This window comes from Flavobacterium plurextorum (genome assembly GCF_024638035.1).
Lineage (GTDB): Bacteria > Bacteroidota > Bacteroidia > Flavobacteriales > Flavobacteriaceae > Flavobacterium > Flavobacterium plurextorum.
In genome coordinates this window covers 4447125-4458774 of the sequence record NZ_CP100442.1, presented here as the reverse complement: position 1 = coordinate 4458774, position 11650 = coordinate 4447125, and the positions used below count along the sequence as shown (strand labels likewise).

The 11650-nt window shown below is 37.0% G+C and carries 13 protein-coding genes; all 13 read left to right on the top strand.

The annotated features are described in order from the left end of the window. Positions 1–122 precede the first annotated feature (122 nt). The 13 genes from NLG42_RS19445 (at position 123) to traJ (ending at position 11633) form a co-directional block, all read left to right on the top strand. Positions 123–812 (top strand): hypothetical protein, encoded by a 690-nt coding sequence (locus NLG42_RS19445; protein ID WP_257681983.1) that lies wholly within the window; start codon positions 123–125, stop codon positions 810–812. Between the two features lie 287 nt (positions 813–1099). Beyond that, positions 1100–1987, top strand: coding sequence for a helix-turn-helix domain-containing protein (locus NLG42_RS19440; RefSeq protein ID WP_257681982.1), 888 nt, complete (start codon positions 1100–1102; stop codon positions 1985–1987). A 29-nt stretch (positions 1988–2016) separates the two neighbouring features. Beyond that, complete coding sequence (locus NLG42_RS19435) at positions 2017–3219, top strand: hypothetical protein (RefSeq protein ID WP_257681981.1); 1203 nt, start codon at positions 2017–2019, stop codon at positions 3217–3219. Positions 3220–3235: 16 nt separating this feature from the next. Next, entirely contained in the window at positions 3236–3802 is a 567-nt protein-coding gene (locus NLG42_RS19430) for a hypothetical protein (protein ID WP_257681980.1), read from the top strand. A gap of 240 nt (positions 3803–4042) precedes the next feature. Next, positions 4043–4528 carry a hypothetical protein gene (locus NLG42_RS19425; RefSeq protein WP_257681979.1) on the top strand — a complete coding sequence of 162 codons (486 nt, stop codon included), beginning with the start codon at positions 4043–4045 and terminating at the stop codon, positions 4526–4528. Positions 4529–4656: 128 nt separating this feature from the next. Continuing rightward, positions 4657–4995, top strand: coding sequence for a DUF4134 domain-containing protein (locus NLG42_RS19420; RefSeq protein WP_257681978.1), 339 nt, complete (start codon positions 4657–4659; stop codon positions 4993–4995). A gap of 12 nt (positions 4996–5007) precedes the next feature. Beyond that, positions 5008–5313: a DUF4133 domain-containing protein gene (locus NLG42_RS19415; RefSeq protein ID WP_257681977.1), complete on the top strand. Its 306-nt coding sequence runs from the start codon at positions 5008–5010 to the stop codon at positions 5311–5313. Between the two features lie 34 nt (positions 5314–5347). Beyond that, positions 5348–5998 carry a DNA cytosine methyltransferase gene (locus NLG42_RS19410; protein WP_257681976.1) on the top strand — a complete coding sequence of 217 codons (651 nt, stop codon included), beginning with the start codon at positions 5348–5350 and terminating at the stop codon, positions 5996–5998. After that, positions 5979–8447, top strand: a complete 2469-nt coding sequence (locus NLG42_RS19405) for a TraG family conjugative transposon ATPase (RefSeq protein ID WP_257683999.1) — start codon at positions 5979–5981, stop codon at positions 8445–8447. Before NLG42_RS19410 ends, NLG42_RS19405 begins: the two co-directional genes overlap by 20 nt. Positions 8448–8459: 12 nt before the next feature. Beyond that, complete coding sequence (locus NLG42_RS19400; RefSeq protein ID WP_257681975.1) at positions 8460–9149, top strand: conjugal transfer protein TraI; 690 nt, start codon at positions 8460–8462, stop codon at positions 9147–9149. A gap of 15 nt (positions 9150–9164) precedes the next feature. Next, positions 9165–9782 (top strand): hypothetical protein, encoded by a 618-nt coding sequence (locus NLG42_RS19395; protein ID WP_257681974.1) that lies wholly within the window; start codon positions 9165–9167, stop codon positions 9780–9782. 11 nt (positions 9783–9793) lie between these two features. Further along, on the top strand, positions 9794–10429 hold the full coding sequence (locus NLG42_RS19390) for a TerB family tellurite resistance protein (RefSeq protein ID WP_257681973.1): 636 nt from the start codon (positions 9794–9796) through the stop codon (positions 10427–10429). 133 nt (positions 10430–10562) lie between these two features. Next, the gene (gene traJ, locus NLG42_RS19385; protein ID WP_413614442.1) at positions 10563–11633 is read left to right on the top strand and encodes a conjugative transposon protein TraJ; all 1071 of its coding nucleotides are present in this window, start codon (positions 10563–10565) and stop codon (positions 11631–11633) included. Positions 11634–11650: the final 17 nt, after the last annotated feature.

Sequence of the window (11650 nt, the reverse complement as noted above, 5' to 3'; positions counted from 1 at the left end):
TTAACGAAATAGTTTTGTTTCGAATTCAATGGCAAAATGTTTAGCAGAGTGCTGAATTAAAGTTCTGCCAATCCGGATGAAATGGACTGGGAAATTCCCGTTCACCATCAAACTATTATCAAATGAAAAATTTATTATTAATGAGCATGACTGCAATTTTATTATTATCATGTTCGGCTGACCAAGATTATAATTCAGAAATTGAGAGCACTTCTGCTCCGCAGACAAATGAAAAAGCAATTTATGCCTTAAACACATTGAATCCTTTTGAAGAAACAGGTATTAATTTTTTCAATGATTTTGATTTTTATGTTTCTAAAAATGGATATCCGACTTCTAATGAACAGCTAATTAATCAAATCCTTTTTTTGATTGATAAGAGAGTTAATAACAAACAAAGTGGTAAAAGTATCATTACTATAACACCAGAATTAATTCTCTTAATTTTAGCAAACCCTGAAGAAAAGCTTGTGGAAATTATTGATAATTCCGATTTGAGTATTGCAGTAAAAGTAAATCTGAATTCATTTATTGCAGATCTAATCAGCAAGCAGCAGGATGATTATGATGAAGTTTACGACCACATTGTTACATATGAATCAGCTATTGTAGTAGATTCACTTTTGGAAGAAGATGAAAAAGATACAATTTTGAAAGTTTCTTCCATTTCAAGATATTCATTATATGCTGAAGCTAGAAAACGAGATCCGGATTGGCAAACTTCAGTAACAAATAGACCATCAGGCGAGTTCCTAAAAAAGAACCAAATGACATTTATTAATCTGGCAGTTCTTCTAAATGTGCTCAAATAAACTTAGGTTGATTTATAAAATCCTATAAAAATGAAACTGCGAAGCATTTTATTCACGCTTTTGATTTTAATAAATGTAATAAGTCTCTATTTCATCTTAGGTCTATTTTTCTATGATGGAATAGAGGACTTAAACTATAATGTCCAAAATTTACGAAATACTAGTAGAACTTCAGGATACGTGCTTTATATCACAACTCTCTCAAATCTGTATTTCTTCTTTTTTTTAATTATAAGAAGAAAATTTAAAGACTGACTAATTCAAATAAGTTCCTTAAAAATAGGGTTATGCTAAAGAATTTAATTAATATAAAAATAGAAGATGGTCCAATTGACGGATTCGACATTCATCTTATTAAAAAGTATGAACAGTGTCAAACTAAGGAAGATTCTTTTATGTCTGAAAATCTAGCAATTTTACTTATTAGATCTGGCAGTTTCAAACTGAAAATTGAGGATATTATTCAAGATTTGTCGACGAGAGATCTTATTATAATTCCTAAAGATACAGACTGTAATATTCTTGAGATCCGTGATAAATCGCAAATTTACCTTGTTACATTCTCATCTGATTTTGCCATTAGAAATTGTCTAAAGAAAGAGCTAGTTGATTCTTTCTATTTTTTTATCAGAAAAGAATCGATAAAAGCTTCTCTAGATGAAAATGAATATTCAGTCTTATCGCTTATATACAGACTCATTTATTATGTAAATCTAGAAGCAAAGAGAGAAGCGTATGAAAGTGAACTTCTACGAATAAGTTTGAATCTATTCCTTTATGAGCTTAAAATAATATATGCAAAGTATGCGTCAAATGTTCTACCAAACTTCACTAGAAAAGAAAATATAGTTATGCAGTTTCTAACTATTTTGTCGATTCACTACAAAAAGCAGCATCAAGTTCAGTTTTATGCGGGTGCTCTATTTATGACCTCAATATATCTAAATAGAGTGGTAAAAGAAATAACTGGAAAAAGCGCTAAAGTACTAATTATAGAAGCACTTATCAGTGAGTCGAAAATTCTATTGGAAGACGTTCAGATAAGTTTCTCCGAAATAGCGGAAGAAATGGAATTTGCAAGTGTATCAGTTTTTGGAATATTTTTTAAAAAGTATACTTCATTATCGCCGTCGGAATACAGAGCCAATTTTATTGAGAAATTCAAAAGCGGGTAGTTAATGCACTTTTCAAAAAAAGCTATACTATGATGAATAATATATATCCATTAGAATGGTTTGATTCTTTGATACTGCAGACATTTGATCCATTAAGCACAAATATTGATAGTCTGACTGATAACGATATTGAAGTTATTTCTGACAATATTCCCAAAGAATCCATTAAAATTCAAGTGCATCTTAAAAACGAAGTTTTTTCATTAAAAAAGAAAAGACATATTCGTGTCACAGTCAGGCAGTATCATTCAACACTGATTTTTCTGCTCGACAGCATAATAGAGAATAGAACAGAGAAAGTCCTTCAATCTGAAAAAATAAGACGCCTTGCTGATCTTCTAATTACAAATCTGGATTATCTCATTTCTTTCATTGAGGATAGGTTTTCGTACTTTCTAAGTCTCGATGAGAGAGTACCAATTACCTATCTAATGGTGTGCAGAAAAGAACTTGCGTTAAAACTGCAGAGAATTAATAAAAGAAATTTAAGCGCAGAGCCTGATAAATTGACTATTAAAAGAGTAGTTAAAATACTTCAGAATGCAATCGAGGCTGACAACGGTAAGAAACTTACATACCGGCGCATTCTTTACTTTAGAGAACTTTCAAAGCTTCTGGAGGAGCATTCGGGTGATATGGAAAATCCTTCGATTTTCACCCCGCTAGATGAACTGCTGATTGACCATAATTTTAATTCCGTACAATATATTTCAATTCTGACGGAAAGAATGACTGAACAGATTTATGCCACTGAAAATCACTCAGCCAAATTGAATCTGCTGCTGCTGTTTTTCAAAGACTTCAAGCAATTACACTCTAATGTAAAAATAACCTTTGATGCCAGCCATCAGAATATTAAGGATGTCTTGGAGAATTGGTTTACTTCTGAGATAAGTTTTCTTCAGAGTCGCGATGAATTTGAAGAATCAGCACATCCACTTTCTCGGAGAAATACCATTCCATCTCATCAAACAGTGGAAAATAAAATTCAGTGTACGCTTTCATCTGACCAGATAGGACTAATTTTAAGGGCAACGGACGAAACGAGAATACTTAAGGCAAAATCAATGAGTCTAATCTTTAAGACGATCGTTCCATATCTCTCAACGCCGTTCAAGAGAAATTTGTCATACCAGTCGGTGAGGAGCAAGTCATATAATCCGGAAGAAAAAGACAAAGAATTTGTAATTAAAACATTGGAGAAAATTATTAAGCATATAAAAGAATACTAATTTAATTTATGAGATTATGAAATCACTATTAAGAATACTGCCATTGTTCAGTCTATTGTTTATCTGCTGCCAGAATAATGAACTGGATAGTAAAACAGCAGAAACTATGATTGTAAAAAAACACCAATTTCCTAAAGAGATTGATTTTGAAGTTTTCTGCAATGATCCTGTGCATGCAGAAAGAATGCTGGACTCAGAATTAGAAGAAAAAGGCTTTGTAGAGATAATGAAAATTAGAGGCTTTAAAGATAGAGATAAACCTTTGATTGAATTTACGGACTTGTCAAAACCTTTTCTGCTGGAAACGACATTAGAAGATAGAGAATACAAAATCCAGAAAGTTAAAATCGGAATGAAAAAGTTTGATAAAATCATTCAGATAACTTCCGAGACTAGCGATAAAAAAATGGCAGTTGCAGAATATATTGTCAAGTACGAACTTAATGAATTTGGAGTGTTATGGCCTGGACTTCCAGAAGAAAAGAAAGAAAAAGCATATTTTATTCTCTCTGACAACGGCTGGAAGATTATTGATAAAAAAGACTCTGAACTGATGATGTTTAAGAAAATTATAGAAGATTAGCAATTGTAAGCTGTAAAATAGACCTCCTTTTAAGGAGGTTTTTTTATGGACTCAATTTTTTTTCATTCGGTCAGCCCCTTAGATTACTGAGGGGGTACAGGGGTACAACTAGGGTACAGAAAAAGTTGTACTTGTAGAAGTTTTATTTCCGAAGTTACTTTGGACTGTATAATAAACCATAATTGTTCTTCTTGGTTTATTCATAGTATGAGATGATGTTGAATGATAAATGAAAATGCTATGTTAAATTCTATTACATGGAACAGTTACATTATAACTGTTATTGCTCTATTAATTTTATGGTATCTGTTTGTTGGATTGCGCTATTATTCTTTTGAAATAAAGGAAATTCTGCAGGGCAAAAAGAAAATTGATTTTCTGCACTTGCGAAAGAAGCCAATCAATGATCCATTCCAATCTTTCGATCAAGAAAAAACTAACCACTCAAATCTTAATGAAGCATTTGATGAATCATTTGCGACCCTTGACGAGGTTAAAGAACTGTCAGCACGTTTAACTTCTGCAGTTTCGGAAAGTGCCGACTTAAAAAGATCAAATCTAGAATTTAAGAATTATATCAGATTAATTTTTTCTGATTATCCCTATGTGAAGATCTCTTCTTTGCGAAGCAATGTAAACATTTTACTTGCTCTTGATTCCGAAAAGCATCCTGAACTGCTTCTTACTTCAAGTGAGGCTGATGAATTATGGGAAGACAATAATTAAAAAACAGCAGAGGAACTTTCCCCGTCCGCTCTAGTGCGGTATGGTATAATGTGACAAGGAGAATAGATGATGAGACGGCGCTGTTCCTCTGCTTTTTGAATTAGTATTAATCTTTAAAATGATGTACGATGGTGAATGATGGAATAAAATTAAAGTGTTTTTTCAAAAGGAGCAAGAATCTGCTAAGCGTAATTTTTTTGCTTTTTATTATTAATGGAAATGCATATGCCCAGGATGGAGTGGCAGGAATAAATGAAGCGAACCAAAAGGTGAGGAGTTATTTTGATGCAGGAACAGAATTGATGTATGCAGTTGGTGCCATACTAGGGCTAATAGGTGCCGTAAAAGTTTACCAGAAATGGAATGCAGGAGATCCTGACACAGGCAAGGTTGCTGCAGCATGGTTTGGAAGCTGCGTATTTCTTGTGGTAGTGGCCACAGTAATCAAATCTTTCTTTGGTGTATAAGCATTCTCAAAGATGAGCAGCGTTTATCAGATCAACAAAGGAATCAATCAGTCAATTGAGTTTAAAGGCCTTAAAGCCCAGTATATATGGTATCTGGGAGGAGGAGTAGTCGGACTGATGATCGTTTTTGCCATACTTTTTATAATCGGCATTCCTTCACTTCTCTGCGTTGTTTTAATCGGTGCAGCTGGGACTATTATGGTGATTAAGATTTATAAGATGAGCCGGAAGTACGGAGAGCATGGCATGATGAAAGCTTTAGCGTCCAGACAAATTCCGAAATGCGTAAAAGTGCGAAGCAGATCAATTTTTATATAACGATAGTCTTAGAACGTTAAATGAGTATTTGATTATGAAAGTCTTAAATCTTTACGCTGGGATAGGGGGTAACAGAAAAAACTGGACAGATGTATCGGTTACGGCTGTAGAGCTCGATCCACAGCTTGCTGCTGTTTATGCTGAGAATTTTCCAGAGGATTTTGTTGTAATTGGAGATGCGCATCAGTACCTGTTAGATCATTATAAAGAGTTTGATTATATCTGGTCTTCGCCGCCATGCCAGTCCCATTCATCCTTCAGGCAGAATATCTGTGTGAGATTCCGCGGCACTCCTGCGGTATTTCCTGATATGCGGCTGTATCAGGAAGTCTTGTTTCTTATGCATAATGCGGAATGCTTGTGGACTGTAGAAAATGTTAAGCCTTACTACAAGCCGCTGATTGATCCTGATGCGGTACTGCAGCGGCATCTGTTCTGGTCAAATTTTGAGATTTCTCAGACTGATCTGTGCACTGCGATTAAAATCCGGCATGCCCAGATTCCTGATCTTGAACAGGCTTTAGGCTTCAGTTTAAAGGAGAGCAATATTCCAAACAAAAGGCAGGTGCTTCGGAACTGCGTTGATCCGAATCTTGGAGGGCATATTTTGAATGCAGCAAGAAGCTTCTGCCAGAGAAAAGCAAAAATTAGTAAAGCGAGGAAAAATGGAAAGGGAATTGAATGATGTTTTACCGATTATGGATGTACAGCATGACTGCATTTTGTCAAAGCAGGGTGATATAACCGTTGTATTTAAAGCTGATCTGCCTGAGATTTTTACCATGTCGGACCAGGAATATGAAGCGTTTCACCAGTCATGGATAAAGGCTGTGAAAGTGCTTCCCAAGTTTACTGTTTTTCACAAGCAGGACTGGTTTTTAGAAAGCGGTTATAAGGCGGATTTTCAAAATGAAGACAGCAGTTTTTTAACCAGAAGCAGCGAACGATTTTTTAATGAGAGACCATTTCTTGATCATTCCTGCTATATTATGATTACCAAAAAACCGGCAGGAAGGAAAAACTCGAGTTCCCTATTTTCTAGTCTTGTAAGGAATAAAATAGTCCCTGAAGAAAATTTAAAAATGCAGATTCTTCAAGATTTCATTGACAGTACTGGGCAGTTTAAAAGAATTATGGAGGACAGCGGATTTATCCAGCTGACAAGGCTGAGAAATAATGAACTGAAGAGCCAGAGCAGAAAAATAGGGCTTATTGAAAAGTACTGTTGTTTATCTGAAAGAGAAAATTCTTTTGTTTACAGTGACCTTAAATTTTCAGACGGTATGCAGATAGGAGAGAAGCACAGCCAGCTCTTCACGCTGGGCGATGCAGCTGACCTGCCGGCTCTTTGCGGGTCTAGGATCAATTTTGACAGGTATTCGACTGATAAGACAAAATTCAGTGTAGGTTTTGCATCGACCTTGGGGCAACTTCTTTCCTGCAATCACATATACAACCAGTATATTTTCATAGAAGATGCGCAGAAAACTATCCAGAAACTGGAGAGCAAAAGATTGAGACTCCAATCATTGTCTGCTTACAGCCGTGGGAATATGATAGCAAGGGACGCCATCAATGATTTTCTTAATGAAGCAATATCCCAGCAGCGTCTGCCTGCTAAGGCACATTTTAATGTCCTGGCTTGGACCGATAATTCGGAAGATTTAAAGGAGATAAAAAATAAAGTCTCCTCAGCTCTCGCACAGATGGGTGCGGCAGCTAAGCAGGAAACTGTCGGTGCTCCCCAGATATACTGGGCTGGGATTCCCGGCAATGCAGCTGACTTTCCGATGAATGATGCCTTCGATACTTTTACGGAGCAGGCTGTCTGTTTTTTGAATATGGAAACAGGCTACAGATCGTCTTTAAGTCCTTTCGGAATCCGTTTGGGAGACCGTCTGACTGGCAAGCCTGTTCATGTTGACATCAGTGATGAGCCTGTCAAAAAAGGGATCTGCACCAATCGAAATAAGTTCATTCTCGGACCGTCGGGAAGCGGGAAATCTTTTTTTACCAATCATATGGTCAGAAGCTATTATGAGCAGGGAACACATATTGTATTGGTAGATGTCGGGCACAGCTATAAAGGATTGTGCGATATGGTCAACGGCTACTATTTCACGTATGATGAAAAGAACCCGATCCGCTTCAATCCTTTTTATATTTCAGAGGGAGACAGTCTAGACACCGAGAAAAAGGAGAGCATTAAAACACTGCTTCTTGCATTGTGGAAGAAAGATGACGAAACTTTCAACAGAAGCGAGTATGTGGCACTTTCTAATGCCTTACAGCTGTACTATGAAAACCTTGAAAAGGATAAAAACATTTTTCCGTGTTTCAATACTTTCTATGAATTTTTGAAGGAGGAATTTGTTTCGATACTGCAGGGTGATAAAGTAAAAGAGAAGGATTTTGATATCAATAATTTTCTCTATGTGCTTCGTCCGTATTACAATGGCGGTGAGTTTGACTATCTGCTGAATGCAACAGAAAATCTGGATCTTTTACAAGAGCGATTTATTGTATTTGAACTGGATAACATCAAAGATCATCCTATACTTTTTCCGGTGGTAACAATAATCATTATGGAGGTTTTTATCAGCAAGATGAGAAAGCTCAAAGGCATCCGTAAAATGATACTGATTGAAGAAGCCTGGAAAGCTATTGCACGGGAAGGAATGGCGGAATATCTGCGGTATTTATTCAAAACCGTGCGTAAGTTCTTTGGAGAGGCAATAGTGGTTACTCAGGAGGTGGAAGATATCATTTCATCTCCTGTTGTAAAGCAGGCCATTATTAACAACAGCGACTGTAAAATTCTGCTGGACCAGAGCAAGTACCAGAATAAATTCGATCAGATTCAGGAACTGCTGGGACTAACCGAAAAAGAAAAAGCGCTGGTACTTTCAGTCAATAAGGCTAATGATCCGGACAAAAAGTACAAAGAAGTTTTCATTTCGCTCGGCGGAATGCTTTCAAAGGTGTACCGGACAGAAGTGTCTCTGGAAGAATATCTCGCTTATACTACCGAGGAAAGCGAGAAAGTAAGAATGAATGCTTTTGCAGCGAAGTTTGGCGGTGACATCAAAAAAGGCATTGCTGCAATGGCACAGGAAATAAGAAACGGAACTTAAAAATAGCGGGAAATGAAAACGAAAATTAAAATGATCTCATGTCTTATGTGTTTTCTGTTAGTCAGTGCACCTGCAAGACCAGCAGAAAAGACAGCTGCTCTGCCCATACTGGAGATAGTCAAAGCAGTAACAAAAAAAGTAATTAAGGCCATCGATCTTGGTATCCAGAGGTTGCAGAACAAAACTATCTGGCTTCAGAATGCACAGAAACAGGTTGAAAACACATTGTCTAAGTTAAAGCTTAATGAGATTTCTGACTGGACAAAAAAACAGCGTGATCTTTATAAAGATTATTATGAGGAGCTGCAGAAAGTAAAATCCATTATTACCTACTATCAGAGAATTAAGGAAATTTCGACAAAGCAGACCCGTCTTATTGAAGAGTACGAAAGGGCATGGAGACTTTTTAAAAAGGATGAGAGTTTCAAAGTTTCTGAATTGGAATATATGGAGAAGGTATATGACGGTATACTGGAAGAAAGCATGAAAAACATTGACCAGATTTTTTTAATAATCGACTCCTTTACCACACAGATGAGCGATCTGAAGAGACTCGAAATTATAAATAAAGCAGCAGATCAGATTGATTCAAATTACAATGATCTCAGGCTTTTCAATCAGCAGAATGTGCTGCTCAGTCTTCAGAGAGCAAAAACTGATGCCGACGTAAATAAAGTGAAACAATTTTACGGAATTCCGTAAACAGCATTAAAAAAGATGAAAAAGACAGTATTATTACTTGTAATGGTATGGTTATTTGCGGGCGGTCTGCATGCACAGCAGGCAAAACAGAAAAGAATGCTCCTTCTTCAGATTGCAGCTTTACGGACTTATGTGGATTACGCGGCAAAAGGTTATAAGGCTGTTAAAAGCGGTCTGAATTTTATATCAGATGCAAAGAAAGGTGAAGTGAACCTTCACAGTGATTATTTTACATCGCTAATATCAGTTAATCCAAAAGTTAAAAATTATGCGAGAGTTGCTGAAATAATGGCTTTGATTGTTCAGATTGCGAAAAATTATAAAAAGACTATTGAAGTCACCCGACAGGATGATCTGTTTCATGGAAATGAACTAGATTATATTGAACGGACATTCAAGCGTCTGCTGGACAGCTGTAGTGAAAGCCTTGATACTCTGTTTTTAATTACGACAAGCACAAAGCTTGAAATGAAAGATGACGAGCGTATTGAGCGAATCGATCAGATTTATGAGCAGGCAAGTCAAGATTACGCCTTCTGCGAGAAATTCAGCGGGGAAATCAAGATGCTATCATTATCGAAAGCTAAAGAAAAAAATGATGTCAAACAGGCTGGGAAATTACTTGGCTTATAAATAAACGGATCATGAAAAAGAAGTATTTGATTCTAGCAGTGCTGCTTCTGCTCTGTAAACCAATTGAAGTAAAGGCACAGTCAGCAGAAATCCAGCAGCTCATTTTAAATATCGAAAAACTTTCGCAGTTTAAAAAAATATTGAGTGATATGAAGAAAGGTTATGACATACTAAGCGGCGGGTATAAAGCCGTAAAAGATATGTCGGAAGGAAATTTTTCACTTCACAAAACTTTTCTCGATGCTCTGATGCAGGTAAGTCCAGTTGTTAAAAATTACAAGAGGGTGGGAGATATAGTGGACTATCAGTTTACGCTGATTAAAGAAAGCAGGAAAGGTATTGACCGAATCATTAAAAATGACAGGTTCAGCCAGCAGGAAGTACAATATTTTGAAAAAGTATATTCGAATTTAAGCAAGGAAAGCCTGCGCAATATCGATGAACTGACATCAATTGTAACGGCTGATAAACTCAGAATGACAGATGATGAAAGAATGGATGCAATTGATAAAATATACGAAGATATGCAGCAAAAAGTGCTGTTCCTCCGTGATTTTAACGGATCGGCATCCGTACTGGCACTGCAGCGTTCCAAAGAATTTAACGATGTAAACGCAGTTCGAAACAGTTACAAGCTTAAAAATTAAATCTAATGGCATGATAAAAAATTTTAAAACAGCTTTTTTTCTTTTCACGATTCCCGCTGCGGTTTCTGCTCAGGGACTTGGAGATGACATCGGCAGTCTTCACAGCGTTCTCGAACAGCTTTATGATGAAATGATGCCACTCTGCAGCAATCTTATGGGCGTAGGGCAGGGGCTGGCTGGATTTGGCACATTATTCTATATTGCTTCAAGGGTCTGGCGCCATATTGCCAATGCTGAGCCAATTGATTTTTATCCGCTTTTCCGGCCGTTTGTGATTGGTTTCTGCATTATGATTTTTCCTTCAGTGCTTGCACTCATTAATGGGGTCATGAAGCCTACGGTTACAGCAACCGCTTCTATGGTTCAAGGTTCCAATAAAGCAATTGAAATCCTTTTAAGAGAAAAAGAGAAAGCAGTCAAAGAAAGCGCGCCTTGGAAAATGTATGTTGGAGTGCTGGGCAACGGTGATCGTGACAGATGGTATAAATACACTCATGATGGTGCTGATCCTTCTGATGAGGGGCTCATGGAAGGGATTGGAAATGATGTAAAGTTTGCGATGGAAAAAGCATCGTATAGTTTCAGGAATTCGGTCAAGGAATGGGTAAGCGAGGTACTTCGTATTCTCTTCGAGGCCTCTTCATTGTGTATAGATACCCTGCGGACCTTTCAGCTTGTAGTGCTTTCCATTTTAGGACCTTTAGTTTTTGGAATTGCGGTTTTTGACGGATTCCAGCATACACTCACAGTCTGGCTTGCCAGGTACATAAATATTTATCTCTGGCTTCCAGTTGCCAATATTTTTGGAAGCATCATCGGTAAAGTGCAGGAACAGATGCTGAGGCTGGACATTTCGCAGATTAATACATCTGGAGATACTTTCTTCAGCCGGACCGACATAGGATACTTGATTTTTATGATCATAGGCATTGTCGGATACTTCACTGTTCCCTCTGTTGCCAATTACATTGTGCACGCATCTGGCGGAAGTGCTTTAGGGCAGAAAGTAACCGGTTTATTTAGTTCTTCAACTTCGTCCGTAGTTGGAGGTGCAGCAAATGGAGCGGGAATGGTAATGGACTCGATGGGCAATGCAGCAGGGAAAATGAGCCAAAACATGTCTTCTTCATCTGCATCTTCTCCTTATTTTGAAGAAAAAGGAAATTACATGAGTGACAAGCTGAAAGGAAATTCTAAAAATTAAAAGCGAGGGTTATGTTT